The sequence below is a fragment of the Oceanococcus sp. HetDA_MAG_MS8 genome (assembly GCA_019192445.1).
Classification (GTDB): Bacteria; Pseudomonadota; Gammaproteobacteria; order Nevskiales; family Oceanococcaceae; genus MS8.
On record JAHCMK010000003.1, the window covers coordinates 126,307 to 142,218 of the forward strand.

Below are 15,912 nucleotides of genomic sequence, written 5' to 3' on the forward strand. Positions count from 1 at the left end.
CTTTGGGCTGGCTGCTGCCTCTAAATAACCGCCAATGTAAGGCTCAAACTTCCATCTGCTCGGCGAGTTGCAAGGCGTCATCCACCTCGACGCCCAAGTACCGCACCGTGCTCTCGAGCTTGGTGTGACCCAGTAGCAGTTGTACAGCTCGTAGGTTCTTTGACTGGCGATAGATCAGGCTCGCCTTTGTTCGGCGCATCGTGTGCGTTCCGTACTTCGCCGATTCCAGACCAATGGACTCCACCCAGCCATGCACGATTCGCGCGTACTGCCGGGTAGACAGATGTTCGGAATTCCGAAGGCGGCTACGGAACAAGTAACCATGTCCCGGGTGCCTGTCGCTTGTGATGAGCGCCGAGACTGTCTTTCGGGTTCGGGCCGTGATCTCGAACTGCACGGGGCGTCCGGTCTTTCGCTGCACAACCGTCGTGCGAGAAAGCACGCCGCTGTTTCCATGTGTGACGTCCGCTACACGTAGCCGCACTAAGTCACACGCCCGGAGCTTGCTGTCGATTGCCATGTTGAACAAGGCAAGGTCGCGGACCTTGCCTTCCAGCTCTAGCCGGACTCGGATCGCCCAGATTTCATTGAGCCGCAGCGGCGCTTTCTGGCCAATGAGTTTGTTCTTGTTCCAGGGTTCCACATCGTTCGAGAGCATGGTTTCGCTCCGTTTTTTGACTACCCGACTGGCGTGTTTCTCGACAAAAGCAGTCCACAAAATTGCCTCATGGCCTAGATGGACGTTCGGCCTGAAGCACTGCGCCATGGCTCGCCGTATCGACGAGGGCGCGATACCTACCAAGCAATCCATCCGGGCTTGAAAAATGCGGCCAAGCGATGGGGGCGCGGTTGAGCACCTCCGTCTCGCAAGAGACTGTATTGGCAGCAAGGTCAATGCGAATCATATCGCCATCGCGCAGCCGGCTTATCGGCCCGCCTGCGTGAGCTTCCGGAGTGATGTGACCCACAAGCAAGCCGTGCGAACCCCCTGAGAACCGTCCATCGGTGATCAGGGCCGTCTTGCCAGCAAGTCCACGGCCAGCCAACGCGGCGCTCGGCGCCAGCATCTCGGGCATACCCGGCCCGCCGCGCGGCCCCTGATTGCGGATGACAACGATGTCCCCCGCGACGATCGCACCAGCCGAGATCGCGGCCATGCAGTCAGCCTCCGCATCGAAAACCTTGGCTGGTCCGGTAAAGACCTCTCCGTCGAATCCGCTGACCTTGGCGATTGCCCCATCCGGGGCTAGGTTGCCGCGCAGCACGTGGATATGACCGCGCCTTCGGATGGGGTTTGTAATGGCACGGATCACGGTCTGAGCAGACGAAAACGCGGGTGCTTCAGACACATTTTCAGCCAGTGATAGACCCGTAATCGTCGGTGTGGACCCGTCGAGCAGTCCCTCTTCGATCAGCAATCGATGCACGGCAGGCGTACCGCCTAGCGCATGGAGATTGGCCATCACGTAGGTTCCGCTGGGCTTCATGTCTGCAAGCACTGGAGTGGACGCCGCGACCTCCTCAATCGTGTCCAGGTCAAGCGGCACCTCCGCTGCGTGTGCGGCTGCGAGCAAGTGCAGCACCGCGTTTGTTGATCCACCCATGGCCATGACGACCACAAGCGCATTGCGCAGGCTTTCGGGCGTGATCAGATCACGCGGCAAGATACCTGCAGACATGATGCATGCAATGGTTTTTCCCGCACGTTCGCACTCTCGGTGCTTTTGCTCGCTCAGCGCAGGTGCCGAGGAACTGCCGGGCAGGCTCAGCCCCAGCGTCTCGATCACCATAGCCATGGTGCTCGCGGTGTACATGCCGCCACAAGCGCCGGCAGACGGGCAGGCGGATGCCACGATGTTCTGCCGTTCAGCCTCGTCGATGGAGCCGGATCGGAACGCGCCATAAGACTGGAATGCAGAGATTACGTCGATGGTCTTCTCTCGCAGTCGACCAGGTGCGATGTGGCCACCGAAAACCACCATGGACGGTCGGTTGAGCCTGGCCATGGCTATCAAGCACCCTGGCAGGTTTTTGTCGCACCCCGGAATGGAGATATTGGCGTCGTAGCCATGAGCAGACATCACCGTCTCAATTGAATCGGCAATCAGTTCCCTCGACGGGAGGGAGTAGCGCATCGCCGGTCGCCCCATCGCGATGGCATCGTTGACGCCAGAGGCGACGAAACGCATGCCCACCATGTCAGCTCCTTGCACACTTAGCCGCACTCGTGTCGCCAAGTCCAGCAGATGCTGATTGCAAGTGCTGCCGTCGTACCAGATGGTCGAGATGCCTACCTGTGGCTTCTTAAGGTCTGATGGTGCGAGACCAGTTCCGCACAGAATGGCCTGCGCGGCACCGCGCTCGGCGGGCTCGGTGATCTCTCGACTAAACGGGTTGTTGGTCATGCCGGATTCCTAGTGCATCTTCTCAGGGAAGGGGCGGCAGACTTTGCCCGACAGCGTTTATCAGTTCCAATACCGATTTGTTGGCAAATCATTAGTAGGAATGATGAATAGAGGAATCGAGCTCCGCCACCTGCGGTATTTCATCGCTGTGGCCGACCACGGGCACGTCAGCAAGGCGGCCGAGGCCTTGCACGTCTCGCAGCCCGCCGTTTCGATGCAGATCAGGCAGTTAGAGGAGCGCGCTGGTGCTCAGCTTGTCGAACCTGCTGGGCGAGGTATTGCCTTGACCGACGCTGGGTTGTCGCTGGCCGCAGACGCGCGACGATTGTTGCAGCAACTGGATCGCGATCTGCTCACCTCACAGCAGATCGACCAAGGTGCTCGGGGTCGCTTGCGCGTTGGGTTTGTCAGCACCGCTACTTACGGTCCGCTACCGCAGCGGCTCAAAGCATTCAAAGCGTCCCACCCGGATGTGGTGCTAGAACTCGCCGAGCGCACGGTGAACCAGCAAATTGAGGCACTTCGGCGCGGCGAGTTGGACGCAGCCATTGCGATTGCGCCGTTGCCGAATTCCGGATTCGATTCAACGCTGCTGTGGAGTGAGCCTGTGGTGTGCTGCCTGCCAGCGGATCACCGACTGGCCCCTGAAGATGCCATCCCGCTGGCGGCGCTTCGATCAGAGCCGCTGGTCGGCTTCAGCCGAGATCTCGCCCCTGGGCTATTTGATGCTTTTGGCCTGCTGGCCCAGGCAGGGGGCTTCAAACTTCAATTCGCACAGTTGGCGATCCAGATGCAGACAATTGTAGGCTTGGTTTCCGCCGGTTTTGGTTGCGCATTCGTGCCCGAATGCATGATTCGACTCAACCGACCAGACGTGGTCTACCGACCACTCATTGGTACGGACGTTCGTCTGGGCACCTGCGTCTTGTTGCCGAAAACGCCATCACCGATCGCGCGACGTTTCGTTTCCGAACTGCGAATGGAGCCAGCCTAGGAGATTCGCCGCAGAGTCCACCTCGGAAAAAAACATCGCACGTCACCCAGAGTGAGATCGGCCCATCGAAATGCATCATCGGCGACCAAGTGCCAAAAGCCGCCGGTCAAGCAATCTTCCCTACCTAATCAATAAACATGGGGAACGAGCGCAACTGCGGCCACCCAGAATAAGCACACAAGCGGCAGTCCCAGTTTGGCGAAATCCATCGCGGAGTATCGACCGATGCCTTGCACCATCAAATTGGTCTGATAAGCGATAGCAGTGACGAAACTCGCGGACGCACCAACGATCAGCGTGACGGTTACAGCCACGGGCGACAAACCGGCGGTTGTTCCGTATTCCAACGCGATGGGAAAAAGAATGATGACCGCAGCGCTGTTGGTGATTGCGGAGCTGAGCAAGCAAGTGAGTGCGAAAATCACACCGACAGCGAACGTTGTGCTTACCTCACCGGTTGCTGTCGATGCGAGCAACCACTGACTGATTGCGTCCGCGCAGCCCGATTCCACCAGTCCATTGCCGACACCGATCGCAGCGGCGATCACGACTAGCACTCGATAGTCCACCGCGCGCCGTGCAGCCTGGGGCGTCACGCAACGTAGCGCCAGCATTAGGCCTGCGCCAATCCAGGTCGCGGCCAACAACGGGATGGCTCCGACTGCGGCACTGCCCACTACGGCCACAAAGACTGCGGCTGCCAGCGTGCCGCGGCGCGACCTTGCTGGGTGATACACCCCAACTTCGCGAACGAGCAAAAAATGTCCGGCGGTAACGGACGGTCTCAGCGGTCGTGATGCAGAGAGCAGCAAGGTGTCGCCAGACTGCAGAACAATGTCGCCGATTTTTCTTCCGGATAGGCGCTTGCCCCCGCGCCGCACGCCCACGATGACAGCGCCAGTGACAGTTCTGAACTCGCAATCGCGAATGCGCTGATCGACAAAACCCGATTGCGATGACACGACGGCCTCGTACCAATGCTGCTGTGAAACGGCAGCGGCTCCAGCGTCCGAGTGAACCAGCCCACGAATGCGTTGCAGATCGGCAATTCGGGTCGCGTCTCCAACAAATTCCAAACGGTCACCGGCGGCAATTATGGTCGCCGGGCCTACAGCTGAGAGCCGTTCAGTACCCCGGACGATTTCCGCGAGGTAAACCCCGGCCAAGTGGCGCAAGCCTGCACGCTCTACGCTCTTCCCAACAATCTCGCTGTCTTCACTGACCACGAACTCAGTTGCGTAAAACTGTGCGCCAAGGTGCGCCTCATCGCGAGGTAGCTGTGGTGTGCTCTTCAGTATCACTGGCGCAGCCACACAGAGGTAGAGCGCAGTCATCAATAGAAGCGGAATGCCGACAAAAGCGGTTTGAAACAAGCCCAGCCCATCACCCGCAGCGTCAACCAGCAAACCATTGGCGATCACGTTTGTCGCGCTGCCCAGTAACGAGCAGGTGCCGCCAGCAATCGCAATGAAAGAGAGCGGCATCAGAAACATCCTTGGCGACAAGCTGTGCCGCTTGCACCAATCCATGACGGCGGGGATGAAGACCGCCACGATAGGCGTGTTGTTGACGACCGCAGAGCTGCCAGCGACCGGAACGAACATGCGCAGCATGGATCGCTTAGTACCGCTAGGTTGTCCCAATGCGATGACGCCGATGCGATCGACAATCCCAGTCTCGCGCAGACCAGCAACCAGCACGTAGAGCCCGGCGATTGTCAGCATGCCCTCGTTGGAGAAGCCGGCCAGGCCTGAGTCGATCTGGACGATGTCTAGCGAAAGCATGGCCGTCAGGCCCGCCATCATGATGATGTCGGGAGCGTTGCGGTACCGCGCCAAACCGACAAGGCACGCCACAAGGATCGCGATTGCCCACATGCTTTCGGTGGGCAGCATGGCGGCTGACACTAGCCGTACTTGGCAAGGATGCGGGTGACGTCGGCAACGCCGGCTTCAAGCTCGCCGGTGATGGGCTGGTGGCGCTCGACTTCCTGCGTGACGGCGCAGGCCATCATTTCAAAGAACGCTTTATCCAAGGCGCGCCGGACTGCGGTCATCTGAATGGCCAGCTTCTCGCACTCTTCGCCGGCATCCACCATTTTTTGAATGCCGCGGATCTGCCCTTCAGCGCGCTTGAGCCTCGCAATCATCGCGCTGCGTTTATCGTCCCAATCGGTTGCCATTGCATCCCCAGTCATCAAACTTGCATGCCCATAGGGGTATGCCTACGCTTATTAGCCAAAGTCTACTGGCGCACGCTTTATGGATACAACTGCATTTACTCCCCTCACTGGCTTGGCAGGCGGTTTGCTGATCGGCCTGTCCGCAGTGCTGCTGCTGCTCGCCAATGGGCGGATCGCCGGCATCTCCGGCATTGTGGGTGGGTTGCTCGCGCCAGCACGGGGCGAATGGGCCTGGCGTCTGTTGTTCGTCGTTGGCTTGGTTTCCGGCGCAGCGGTCTACATGGTCTCGACGGGCAGCTTGGGTGTTTCTGTCCAAGCGGCGTGGCCAGTCATGGCGGCTGCGGGCCTGCTGGTTGGCATTGGGACGCGGCTGGGTTCCGGGTGCACATCCGGGCACGGGGTCTGCGGCATTGGTCGGCTCTCGGCTCGCTCGATGATCGCAACCATCGTATTCATGGCAACCGCTGGCACCACGGTTTTCATCGTTCGGCATGTTGTCGGAGGCGGGGTATGAGTGCGGGCACTGCGCGGGGCCTCGCCGCACTCATCGCGGGCGTGCTGTTCGGGCTTGGGCTGGCAATCTCGCAGATGGTCAACCCAGCAAAGGTGCTGAATTTCCTCGACGTGGCAGGGCATTGGGACCCCACTCTTGCCCTGGTGATGGGCGGGGCTCTGCTCATCACCATCCCGGCGTTTCGCTTCGTACTGAAGCGCCCGGCACCGTTGTTGGACGGACGCTTTCATCTGCCCACACTCAATGACGTGGACGGCCGACTAATTGCCGGTGCCGCGTTGTTCGGGGTTGGTTGGGGGCTTGGAGGATTGTGCCCAGGGCCTGCGGTTGCTGCCACGCTCTCTGGCGCAGGCGCAATACTGATCTTCCTGCTGGCGATGCTAATCGGTAGCTGGTTGGTCAGCCACTTTCAGGCATGACCCGCCCGAGTGGCCGTCAGTGGCACTCAGACCACTCGACTTAGCCGCTGACCACGCTCGGGCGGGGCTTCGGTGACGGCTTGTCCCAGTTCTTGCCCGCCAGCATCACATTCCAGTAAAGCCAGGGAAAAAAGCGCCGTTTCATCACCCACTGCAAGCGGCGGGGGACGGTGGGGTCCAGCGGGAAACTGGGAACGACTTCGCCGCCATAGCGAAACTCCGCCAACATCACCTTGCCGCGCTCGGTCGTGAGTGGGCAGGCACCGTAGCCGTCATAGCGCTCGGCGCCGTTCCCGTGGCCGAGCTTGGCCAAGACGCCACTGACAACCGCCGGAAACTGCCGGCGCACGGCTGCTGCCGTCTTCGCATTGGGCGTGTTGGTGCAATCGCCCAGGCCATACACGTTCTCGTATTGATCGTGGCGCAGGCTGTTCTTGTCCACCGTCACCCAACCAGAGTCGTCCGACAGCGGGCTAGCCTTGATGAAGTCTGGCGCGCTCTGGGGCGGCACCACGTGTAGCATGTCGAAGCTGGCTTCCACGTCGCCATTCTCCGTATGGAATGTGGCGCGCTTGTCGGCACCATCTACAGCGATCAGGTTATGCCCAAAGTGGGTGTGAATGCCATAGTCGGCAACCACTTTGTCCAAGGCCTTGGCGTACAACGGCACGCCGAACATCCCGCCGCCCTGGTTGTAGAAATGCACGTTGGCCGCCACACCTTGCTTGCGCCAGTGATCGGCCGACAGATACATCGCTTTTTGCGGCGCACCAGCACACTTGATCGGCATGGACGGCTGGGTGAACACCGCATCGCCGCCTTTGAACTGCTGCGTCAGTTGCCAGGTGTACGGCGCGAGGTCGAAGCGGTAGTTGGACGTGACACCGTTCTTGCCGAGCGACTCAGTCAGGCCATCGATCTTGTCCCAGTCCAGTTGCAAGCCAGCCGCCATCACCAGCACCTTGTAGCCGACCGTCTTGCCGCTGGCCAACGTGAGGCGATTACTGTCCGGCTCAAAGGACGCAGCGGCGTCCTTGATCCAAGTTGCCTTGTCAGGCATGTGATCGCGCTCGGCGTGGTGCGTGGCCGCAGCGCTCATTGCACCGCCGCCTACAAGGGTCCAGCCGGGCTGGTAGTAGTGGTCGTCGCTGGGCTCGATCACTGCCACGTCCAGGTCAGGCTGCGCTCGCAGCAAGCCCGCAGCCACTGCGAGGCCGCCTGCGCCCCCGCCGACAATGACGACGACATGCGTGTGGTCTGTGTTGGTGTTGGGATCTTGCTGGTGCATTGGTTGCCTCCGTTCGTTTCGCCTTGATACCCATGCGGGTATGGCTTTACCATTTGGTTATAAGCATATGCTTTTGTGAACCCATTGCAAGGAGGCTCCCATGCTCTTTCGCCAACTTTTCGACGACACCTCCAGTACCTACACCTATCTGATCGCCTCCGGCCGTGGCCGAGAGGCCCTGATCATCGACCCGGTCAAGGAGCACACCGAGACCTATCTCGGCCTGATTGAGCAGCTTGAACTGAAGCTCGTGCGCGCAATAGATACGCACACCCACGCCGATCACGTCACCGCGCTGGGTGACCTGCGCACGGCCACTAACTGCGTGACGCTGATGGGCGAGTTCACCAAGGCCGAGTGCGTGTCCGACCATGTGTCCGAGGGCGATGTGGTGGATGTGGACGGCATCCGCCTGCACGCGCTGTACACGCCCGGCCACACTGACGAATCCTTCAGCTTTCATCTCCAGCATGCCGCCATGGACGCGGTGTTTACCGGCGACGTGTTGCTGATTCGCGGCTCGGGGCGCACCGATTTTCAAGGTGGTGACCCGCATCGCAGTTGGGATTCCATCACCAACAAACTGTTTGCCCTGGGCGATGACACGCTTGTCTACCCCGCGCACGACTACAAGGGTTGGTCAGTGTCCTCGATCTTTGAAGAAAAGCACTTCAACCCACGCCTGGCTGGCAAGTCCGAGGCCGAGTACGTGGACATCATGAACAACCTCAATCTACCCAACCCCAAGCTGATGGACGTTGCGGTGCCGGCGAATCTGGCCTGCGGGCAAGCGGCATAGCAAACAATGCCGGCACGCTTCCCAGCTCGGTTGTTCCCGCTGTTCGCGCACATGAATGCGCCGGATCGGGGCGCGTTTGGCGACGACCTGCTGGCCGGTGTCATCACGGCAATCCTGCTGATTCCGCAGGGCATGGCTTATGCGCTGCTCGCCGGCCTACCGCCCGAGATGGGGTTGTACGCCTCCATCGTGCCGCCGTTTGTCTATGCCTTTTTTGGCAGCAGCCGGGCGCTTGCCGTCGGCCCGGTAGCAGTGGCAGCCCTCATGGTGGCCAGCGCGCTGTCGGCCTACGCGGATGGCGACCAGGCCAAGTACCTGACTGGCGCACTGATTCTCGCCGCTGAAACCGGGTTGATTTTGCTGGCGCTTGGCGTGTTCCGGCTGGGCGCTTTGGTTAGCTTCATCAGCCACCCGGTGCTGTCGGGCTTCACGACGGGCGCAGCGGTACTCATCATCACTAGCCAGCTCAAGCATCTGACGGGGATTGATATACCGCGCGGCGACGGCTTCGAAACTGTGCATGCGATCGTCATGCGGCTGGGCGAATTCAATGCTGAAACGCTGACCTTTGGCGTGGCCTCCGTCGTGCTGCTGTTGCTGGCGCAGCGGCCCTTGCAGCACCTGCTCGTTCAGTTCGGTTTATCGAAGCGTGCGGCTGGAATCACGTCTCGCACCGCGCCGCTGGTCATCGTGTGTGTCGCGACCGCAATCGCAGCGACTCTTCAGGCGGATACCGCTGCAGGTGTGGCGATTGTTGGTTCGATTCCAGGCGGCCTGCCGATGCCGACGCTGGAATTTCTGACAGCAAGCGGCTGGATCGATCTGTTGCCATCGGCCGTACTGATTGCCCTGGTCGGCTACGTGGAAAGCGTGTCTGTGGCGAAGGTGCTCGCCGCGCGGCGGCGGCAGAAAATTGACGCCAATCAGGAACTGACTGCGCTAGGCGTCACCAACGTTGCCGCTGCGGTCGCGGGCACCATGCCGGTTGCAGGTGGCTTCTCCCGCTCGGTGGTCAATTTTGACGCCGGTGCTCGCACGCAGCTCGCCGCCATCATCACGGCAGGGCTGGTTGCCATCGTGGCGCTGTTCTTCACTGCGTGGTTTCACTATCTGCCCAACGCGGTGCTGGCGGCCATCATTGTTGTGGCCGTCGCCAAGCTGATCGACGTGCCAGGCGCGCGTCGTGTGTGGGCCTATGACCGAGCCGATGGCGTCGCACTGGTGGCAACTGCATTGGCCGTGCTCGCCGTGGGCATCGAGGCCGGGCTGCTAGTGGGCATCGGCCTGTCACTGGCGCTGTATTTGTGGCGCACCAGCCAACCGCACATGGCGGTCATCGGCCGCGTGCCGGGGACCGAGCACTTCCGCAACGTCTGCCGCCATGTCGTCGAGACCGATCCACGGCTGCTGATCGTCCGGATCGACGAGAACCTGTACTTTGCCAACGCTGAAGCTGTCGAGGCATACCTGATGGAGCACGTGGAGGCCAGCAGCCGCATCCAGCACGTACTGTTGGTGCTCTCCGCCGTCAGCTACATCGACAGCAGCGCACTCGAAGTGCTGGAGCACTTGGCTGATGACCTGCAGGCCGCCGGCATCACGTTGCACTTGGCCGAGGTCAAGGGCCCGGTCATGGATCGCCTCAATCAGTCGGCGCTCGGGCGCGTGATTGGCCCTGAGCACATCTTTCTGACAACCCATCGTGCCGTTGAAGCATTGGCTCCGGCACCTGAGCCCACGGAGGGCATTACATGAACCTGAAATCTGCTGTACAGGCGCTGCTCGGCAGCGCCGAAGACGTCGTCGAGCAGCGTCACGCCGACACCATCGACCCCGCTGACCTGACCGGCTTTCTGCTGCTGGACGTGCGTGAGGACGACGAATACCTGACGCAGCGCATCCCGGGCGCAATCAGCTTGCCGCGCAGCCGGCTGGAGATGGCCTGCGTGGATTGCGCGCCACTCACTCAGCATGCGGACAAGCCGGTGCTGGTCTACTGCAAGAGCGGCCGCCGATCATTGCTGGCAGCCAAGACGCTGCGCGAGCTTGGCGTAGAGAACCCCATCTCCATGGCTGGCGGCATCACTGCTTGGATGGCCGCGGATAAGCCTGTCGAGACGGGTGGTTCCGTATGACCGTTGCGATCGCTTTTTTGCTGTCGATGACCTTCCTGATCTCGATCGGCGGTCTGTTTCTGTTGATCTGGGCTGTGACCAATGATCAGTTCGGGATGGGGCAGAAAGCCGCGCAGATGATCTTTGCCGATGGCGAGGTTGGCCGCGTTGAAGACCCGGCCACGCCAGCAACGGATCGCGCTGAAATGCAGCGAAAGCGCAACCCTGTACTCCCCGGCGATGAACCAGACGAGGCCGGGCCGAATGAAGATGCAGGCGAACTCACCGATCGCATGCGATTCGATCAATCCAGCCGAGTACCTGTGCTGGTGTGGTTGTCGTCGTCCATGATCTGGCTGTTGCTTGCCTCGGTGCTTGGTGTGGTGGCATCCATCAAGCTGCACGCCCCAGACTGGCTGGTCTCCGAGGCGATCCTCACGTTCGGCCGCATCCGGCCCGCACACCTGAATGTTGCTGCCTACGGCTGGGCCTCCATGGCAGGTGTGGGGGTGGGTATCTGGCTGATTCCGCGGTTGTTCAAGACCACGCTGGTCGGTGGTCACTTCGCAACCGCCGGTGGCGTGGCCTGGAACATCGGTGTACTGCTCGGTACGGTAGCCATCATCGCAGGCGCGAGCGATGGCCTGGAGTGGCTCGAGATTCCCTGGCAAGTGGACATTGCACTGGTGATTGGCGGGGCTCTGGCTGCGATTCCGCTGATTCTGACTTTGCTGCGCCGGCGCGTGCAGCACCTGTACGTGAGTAGCTGGTATCTGATCGCCGCATTGGTCTGGTTCCCCATGTTGTTCCTGACGGCCAACGTGCCCGGCCTGTTCTCGGGCACTGAGCAGTCCATCCTCAACTGGTGGTTTGCTCACAACGTGCTGGGGCTCTGGATGACGCCGCTAGCCCTGGCTGCTGCCTACTATTTCATCGCCAAGATCGTTGGCGCGCCAATCTACTCCTACTCGCTATCGCTCATCGGTTTCTGGGCCTTGGCGCTGTTCTACAGCCAGGTGGGCATCCACCATCTGATTGGTGGCCCGGTTCCCACTTGGCTGGTCTCGTTGTCAATCGTCACAAGCGTGATGATGGTGATCCCCGTGCTGGCGGTCGCTATCAATCACCATATGACCGTCGCACCCCACTGGCGCTTGCTGCTGCACTCGCCCACGCTCCGCTTTGTGGTGTTGGGCGCGATGATGTACACGTTCGCGTCCGTGCAGGGGTCGATTGAGGCGCTTCGCAGCGTCAATACCGTCACCCACTTCACGCATTACACCGTGGCGCACGCGCACATGGGGATGTACGGGTTCTTCTCGTTTGTCATGTTCGGCTCGATCTATTTCATCATGCCGCGGCTGATGAACTGGGAGTGGCCGTATCAGACAGCCATCGTGGCGCACTTCTGGCTTGCATTTGGCGGCTTCGCCGTCTACTTCTGGCCGCTGACCGTGGGCGGGCTCAAGCAAGGGCTGGCCATGCTCGATGCGAGCGTGCCCTTTATGGACTCCGTGGCGATCACGCAGCCGTATTTGATTGCGCGGTCTGTTGGCGGTGTGCTGATGACACTGGGGCATGCGGTGTTCGTCACGCACTTCTTTGTCGCCGTGCAGCGCGGAGGCTTGAAGCGTGAGCAGCCCTTGCGCCTGCTTGGCCGCTTCCAGCGTAACGGAGGTGCGGCATGACACGCGCTCTTGGTATTTTTGCAGGCGCGGCGCTCATCCTGCTGTATGCGACCCTGCTGCTTGTGGTGATGCCGACGGTGCAGATCCGCGCGGGCATCACGCCTCCGGAGGGTTTGGCTCCGTATACCAAAGCCGAGCAGCGGGGCAGAGACTTGTATGTGTCGCTGGGCTGCGTGTACTGCCACAGCCAGCAACCGCGCGACCCCAAGCAGGCGCCTGACGGTGCCCGCGGCTGGGGGCGCCCCTCCGTACCGGCCGACTATTACTACGACGAGCCGCACCTGCTGGGCACCATGCGCACGGGACCTGACCTGCTCAACATCGGCGCACGTCAGCCAAGCGTGGACTGGCACCTGACGCACTTGTATCAACCGCGTGCGGTGGTGCCAGGCAGCACGATGCCGGCATATCCGTTTCTGTTCGATCTAACCGACGTGGTCGTTGCCGACGACAAGGTCGTCAAACTGCCGGAGGACTACCAGCCGGTGGGCGCAACCGTCGTCGCTCGCCCGGGGGCGATGGATCTTGTTGCGTATCTGAAATCACTGGATCGCACCTACCCCGTCAGTGAAATCCCGACGGAACCGGCCACCGAGGCCGCCAGTGACGTTGTTGTCGACCAGGCAACCGGCGACTCGGAGACCAATGATGAGTGAGCGGCAAACCGACAAGGCAACCGGCATTGCCGCGCGCGAAACGATTGAGCCTGACGAGCTGCACAATCCAGTGCCATGGTGGTTCGCCATCATCGCGCTCGTGGCAATCGCTTGGGGCGCAGCCTACTTCTTCTTCCAGACCGGATATCCAGTGGCGGCCGGCGACATGCGCACCCCCATAGTTGAGGCGTCGGGTGACGCCATAGACGGAGCTGCGGTTTACGCTGGCAACTGTGCCTCGTGTCATCAGGCCAACGGCGCGGGCTTGGCTGGCGTGTTTCCGCCGCTGGACGGTTCCGAGTGGGTAGTAAACGCGCCGGAGCTCCCCATCCAGATTCTGCTGCACGGGATTAACGGTGAGATGCAGGTGAATGGCCAGCGCTATCAGGGCGTGATGCCAGGGTTCGCCCAACTCTCAGACGGTGAACTAGCTGCGGTGGTTTCGTACATCCGCGGGAGCTGGTCAAACGCGGCGTCACCCGTTAGTGATAGCGATGTGGCAGTTGGACGCGAGTCGTATCCGGATCGGGGCCCGTGGAACAGCGGCAGCGAGCTGCGGGCAACTATCGCAGACCCAGGCCAATAGCGGAGACCGCGCGGTCAATGCGTAGCACGCTCGCGATTGACGGGATGTTCTGCGGTGGCTGCGCGGCGACTGTCGAGCGCGCGCTTGTCGGTATGCCGGGTGTGCAAACAGCCGCCGTATCGTTCATCAGTGATGCGGCGGTGGTTGAGCACGACACCGAGTCAGCCCCGGTCGAGCGGCTTGTTGATCGCGTCCAGCACATTGGGTACTCCGCACGCAATCTGGACCAAAGCGGCGGGAACCTAAATGCGCCGCACTCCCGAAACGCTTTTCAAACCAATCTGGTGATTCGCCTGTGCGTGGCCATCGCGCTGGGCATGTGGGTCATGCTGGCGAGCATTGCCGGATACATGGGCCAAGTACCGGCTGGCGATGGTGCCTGGTGGTTGGCGCTCGCTACTTGCATACTTGCTATACCCGTGGTGCTGTACAGCGGCAGCCGGTTCTACCAAATGGCCTGGCGCAGCGTGCGTGTTGGGGCACCGGGCATGGACGCGATGATCACGCTGGCGGTACTGGCTGCCAGCGTTGTCTCGGTTGCCAATCTGGCGCTCGGCATCCCCGTGGTCTATGCCGATGCCGCGGTGATGCTCATCACCTTCCAACTGATTGCACGCCTGACCGATTTTCACGTGCGCCGACAGGCCACCGACGCCATGCGGGCCCTGTTGGAGCTGGCTCCAGACAGGGCAATGCGCGTGCCGTCTGCCGATCCGCGCAAATCTGGCGGTGCGACCGAGCAAGCCGAGTCGGTGCTTGCACGAGATTTGACGCCGGGCGACTACATTGTTTGCCGGGCTGGCGAACGCATTGCGGCAGATGGCGTCGTTGTTGATGGTCGTGGCCATGTTGACGCCAGTGTGCTGACGGGTGAATCTAGGCCGGTTCCGGTTGCTGACGGTAACCGCGTAGATGCAGGCTGCGTTGTGCTGGATTCGGCGATTACCGTGCGCGTTTCTGCCGGTGGCGGGCACCGGGGCATCGACGCGCTCGCAGCTGAAGTCCGGAGATTGGTGATTGCCAAGAGCGCGCTGGCTCGCACCGTTGACCGTATCGCATATCGCGTGGTTCCGGCGATGGTGCTGGCCAGCGTGGCCGCCGGCGCGCTGGCACTATTCCAAGGGCTGGGCGCGCAGACTGCGGTGCAGCGGGCACTGGCTGTGCTCGTCGTCACCTGCCCGTGCGCGCTGTCTTTGGCGATACCGCTGGCGGTTGCACGAACGACAGCGGCGGCGCGCAGCCTTGGAGCGATTCTCCGAGACCCTGCTGCCATTGAGCAGGCCGGCAGCTTGCAGTCTGCATTCATCGACAAGACCGGAACGCTGACGGTTGGCCAACCACGGGTGCGCTCTGTTGTGCCGCAGGACGATTTCAGCCCAACCGAGGTGCTAGCCATCGCCGCGCAGGTCGAGGCCAATTCAACACATCCGCTGGCCCGTGCCATCGTTGAGGCAGCCGATATTTCCCGTGCCGACCAGGTCAGCCAGGCAGTCGAACGTGCCGGCCAAGGAATTATCGCGCAGTCAGCAACGGGTGAGCGCTTGCTGGTGGGCGCCGCAGACTTGTTGCAGGCGCACGGAATTCAACTCCCTATCCATCAGCCAAGCGATGCTAGCGAAGTCTGGGTTGCACGAGGCGAGCACTGTCTGGGGCGCATCGAACTTGCCGATGCACTGCGACCGGGTGCCAGCGACGCGATCAAGCGGTTGGCCGCAATGGGCATCAACACAAGAATTCTCAGTGGCGATGGGCCAGGTCCTGTGCAAGCGGTTGCCAATGCATTGGATGTGCCGGGCACGAGCCGGTGCTCGCCAGAAAGCAAAAAACAGATCATTGCAGCGCGCCAGAAAGGCGGCGAGCGCGTCATCTTCGTCGGCGATGGCCTGAACGACGGGCCGGCCTTGGCCGCCGCGGATATTGGTGTCGCCGTTGCCTCGGCAACCGAACTTGCACGCTCGGCGAGTGCGATTGGATTGCTACGCGGCGGGGTGGAGCAACTCCCGAGATTGGTTGCACTGCTGCGCCGCAGCCGACGGATCCTGCTGCAGAACCTTGCCTGGGCCCTGATCTACAACGCGATCCTTGTGCCTGTGGCCATTTTGGGCGGTATCCAACCCGTGTGGGCGGCAGTTGCGATGGTCGCAAGTACGCTCAGCGTGCTCGCCAACAGTTTGCGGATTCGCGTGTTATCGCGCTCCGAACCAGAACACGTCGCCAACTATCAGGGCTGCTTGTGAACGGAACTATAAAATCGCGCACGCTTCACC

The 15,912-nt window shown here is 61.3% G+C and carries 15 protein-coding genes; 10 read left to right on the top strand and 5 right to left on the bottom strand.

The window, feature by feature from the left end; all coding sequences use genetic code 11:
* Nucleotides 1-43 precede the first annotated feature (43 nt).
* Both KI787_06330 and ilvD read right to left on the bottom strand, forming a co-directional pair.
* Nucleotides 44-658: a tyrosine-type recombinase/integrase gene (locus tag KI787_06330; GenBank protein ID MBV6629561.1), complete on the bottom strand. Its 615-nt coding sequence runs from the start codon at nucleotides 656-658 to the stop codon at nucleotides 44-46.
* 67 nt (nucleotides 659-725) lie between these two features.
* A complete protein-coding gene (ilvD, locus tag KI787_06335) occupies nucleotides 726-2,405 on the bottom strand; it encodes a dihydroxy-acid dehydratase (GenBank protein ID MBV6629562.1) in 1,680 nt (559 codons plus the stop codon).
* Between the two features lie 103 nt (nucleotides 2,406-2,508).
* On the opposite strand from ilvD, the gene KI787_06340 reads away from it, so the two are divergent.
* Nucleotides 2,509-3,399 (top strand): LysR family transcriptional regulator, encoded by an 891-nt coding sequence (locus tag KI787_06340; GenBank protein MBV6629563.1) that lies wholly within the window; start codon nucleotides 2,509-2,511, stop codon nucleotides 3,397-3,399.
* A gap of 128 nt (nucleotides 3,400-3,527) precedes the next feature.
* On the opposite strand, the gene KI787_06345 is transcribed toward KI787_06340, so the two are convergent.
* Complete coding sequence (locus tag KI787_06345) at nucleotides 3,528-5,255, bottom strand: SLC13 family permease (GenBank protein MBV6629564.1); 1,728 nt, start codon at nucleotides 5,253-5,255, stop codon at nucleotides 3,528-3,530.
* Nucleotides 5,256-5,305: 50 nt separating this feature from the next.
* Nucleotides 5,306-5,581, bottom strand: coding sequence for a metal-sensing transcriptional repressor (locus KI787_06350; GenBank protein MBV6629565.1), 276 nt, complete (start codon nucleotides 5,579-5,581; stop codon nucleotides 5,306-5,308).
* A gap of 79 nt (nucleotides 5,582-5,660) precedes the next feature.
* Here KI787_06350 and KI787_06355 point away from each other — a divergent pair, with 79 nt between their 5' ends.
* Nucleotides 5,661-6,095, top strand: a complete 435-nt coding sequence (locus KI787_06355; protein ID MBV6629566.1) for a YeeE/YedE family protein — start codon at nucleotides 5,661-5,663, stop codon at nucleotides 6,093-6,095.
* A complete protein-coding gene (locus KI787_06360) occupies nucleotides 6,092-6,514 on the top strand; it encodes a YeeE/YedE family protein (GenBank protein MBV6629567.1) in 423 nt (140 codons plus the stop codon). Before KI787_06355 ends, KI787_06360 begins: the two co-directional genes overlap by 4 nt.
* Nucleotides 6,515-6,554: 40 nt before the next feature.
* Here the strand turns inward: KI787_06360 and KI787_06365 are convergent, their stop codons facing one another.
* Entirely contained in the window at nucleotides 6,555-7,802 is a 1,248-nt protein-coding gene (locus tag KI787_06365) for an NAD(P)/FAD-dependent oxidoreductase (protein MBV6629568.1), read from the bottom strand.
* 100 nt (nucleotides 7,803-7,902) lie between these two features.
* Between KI787_06365 and KI787_06370 the strand changes: the two genes are divergently transcribed.
* Genes KI787_06370 through KI787_06400 form a run of 7 tightly spaced genes read left to right on the top strand, consistent with a single transcriptional unit; the run spans nucleotide 7,903 to nucleotide 15,882 of the window.
* Complete coding sequence (locus KI787_06370) at nucleotides 7,903-8,601, top strand: MBL fold metallo-hydrolase (GenBank protein MBV6629569.1); 699 nt, start codon at nucleotides 7,903-7,905, stop codon at nucleotides 8,599-8,601.
* A gap of 6 nt (nucleotides 8,602-8,607) precedes the next feature.
* Nucleotides 8,608-10,356, top strand: a complete 1,749-nt coding sequence (sulP, locus tag KI787_06375; GenBank protein ID MBV6629570.1) for a sulfate permease — start codon at nucleotides 8,608-8,610, stop codon at nucleotides 10,354-10,356.
* The gene (locus tag KI787_06380) at nucleotides 10,353-10,736 is read left to right on the top strand and encodes a hypothetical protein (protein MBV6629571.1); all 384 of its coding nucleotides are present in this window, start codon (nucleotides 10,353-10,355) and stop codon (nucleotides 10,734-10,736) included. The genes sulP and KI787_06380 overlap by 4 nt, the downstream gene beginning before the upstream one ends.
* On the top strand, nucleotides 10,733-12,403 hold the full coding sequence (locus tag KI787_06385; GenBank protein ID MBV6629572.1) for a cbb3-type cytochrome c oxidase subunit I: 1,671 nt from the start codon (nucleotides 10,733-10,735) through the stop codon (nucleotides 12,401-12,403). The genes KI787_06380 and KI787_06385 overlap by 4 nt, the downstream gene beginning before the upstream one ends.
* Entirely contained in the window at nucleotides 12,400-13,059 is a 660-nt protein-coding gene (locus tag KI787_06390; protein MBV6629573.1) for a cbb3-type cytochrome c oxidase subunit II, read from the top strand. The genes KI787_06385 and KI787_06390 overlap by 4 nt, the downstream gene beginning before the upstream one ends.
* Nucleotides 13,052-13,645, top strand: coding sequence for a c-type cytochrome (locus KI787_06395; protein ID MBV6629574.1), 594 nt, complete (start codon nucleotides 13,052-13,054; stop codon nucleotides 13,643-13,645). The genes KI787_06390 and KI787_06395 overlap by 8 nt, the downstream gene beginning before the upstream one ends.
* A 17-nt stretch (nucleotides 13,646-13,662) precedes the next feature.
* Nucleotides 13,663-15,882: a cation-translocating P-type ATPase gene (locus KI787_06400; protein ID MBV6629575.1), complete on the top strand. Its 2,220-nt coding sequence runs from the start codon at nucleotides 13,663-13,665 to the stop codon at nucleotides 15,880-15,882.
* Nucleotides 15,883-15,912: the final 30 nt, after the last annotated feature.

Excerpts from the sequence above, each read along its gene's own strand:
- KI787_06330 (MBV6629561.1), bottom strand. The coding sequence starts at position 658 with ATGCTCTCGAACGATGTGGAACCCTGGAACAAGAACAAACTCATTGGC.
- sulP (MBV6629570.1), top strand. The coding sequence starts at position 8,608 with ATGCCGGCACGCTTCCCAGCTCGGTTGTTCCCGCTGTTCGCGCACATG.
- KI787_06385 (MBV6629572.1), top strand. The coding sequence starts at position 10,733 with ATGACCGTTGCGATCGCTTTTTTGCTGTCGATGACCTTCCTGATCTCG.
- KI787_06395 (MBV6629574.1), top strand. The coding sequence starts at position 13,052 with ATGAGTGAGCGGCAAACCGACAAGGCAACCGGCATTGCCGCGCGCGAA.
- KI787_06370 (MBV6629569.1), top strand. The coding sequence starts at position 7,903 with ATGCTCTTTCGCCAACTTTTCGACGACACCTCCAGTACCTACACCTAT.
- KI787_06355 (MBV6629566.1), top strand. The coding sequence starts at position 5,661 with ATGGATACAACTGCATTTACTCCCCTCACTGGCTTGGCAGGCGGTTTG.
- KI787_06365 (MBV6629568.1), bottom strand. The coding sequence starts at position 7,802 with ATGCACCAGCAAGATCCCAACACCAACACAGACCACACGCATGTCGTC.
- ilvD (MBV6629562.1), bottom strand. The coding sequence starts at position 2,405 with ATGACCAACAACCCGTTTAGTCGAGAGATCACCGAGCCCGCCGAGCGC.
- KI787_06360 (MBV6629567.1), top strand. The coding sequence starts at position 6,092 with ATGAGTGCGGGCACTGCGCGGGGCCTCGCCGCACTCATCGCGGGCGTG.
- KI787_06350 (MBV6629565.1), bottom strand. The coding sequence starts at position 5,581 with ATGGCAACCGATTGGGACGATAAACGCAGCGCGATGATTGCGAGGCTC.
- KI787_06390 (MBV6629573.1), top strand. The coding sequence starts at position 12,400 with ATGACACGCGCTCTTGGTATTTTTGCAGGCGCGGCGCTCATCCTGCTG.
- KI787_06380 (MBV6629571.1), top strand. The coding sequence starts at position 10,353 with ATGAACCTGAAATCTGCTGTACAGGCGCTGCTCGGCAGCGCCGAAGAC.
- KI787_06340 (MBV6629563.1), top strand. The coding sequence starts at position 2,509 with ATGAATAGAGGAATCGAGCTCCGCCACCTGCGGTATTTCATCGCTGTG.
- KI787_06400 (MBV6629575.1), top strand. The coding sequence starts at position 13,663 with ATGCGTAGCACGCTCGCGATTGACGGGATGTTCTGCGGTGGCTGCGCG.